At 63.8% G+C, this 326-nt stretch carries 1 protein-coding gene; it reads left to right on the forward strand.

From position 1 onward, the window contains the following. Window positions 1-326 (forward strand): flagellin (locus tag AC3XQU_RS23455; RefSeq protein ID WP_489876550.1); only part of this gene is annotated, 326 nt, incomplete at both ends.

Genomic DNA, 326 nt, shown 5'->3' on the forward strand with positions numbered 1-326 from the left:
ATCCTGAAGAACACCACCTTCGGCGGCACCAAGCTGCTGGTGGGCGGCACCATCGCTTCGTCGATGACCTTCCAGATTGGCGCATCGTCGAGCGAGACCATGGACGTCAACCTGGGCACCGACGTGTCGCAAGTCGTCTCGGACGTGACCGCCGCTACCGCCAACTACAGCGCCGCGACCACCGGCACCGAACTGACCGCAACCGCCAACGCCACCATCGGCACCCTGGAAACCGCGCTGGCTTCGGTCAACAAGGTCCGTTCGGGCCTGGGCGCTGCAGCGAACCGCCTGGAACACGTCTACAACAACCTGTCGAACATCAGCAC

The organism is Telluria sp. AZSoR62 (genome assembly GCF_058111565.1).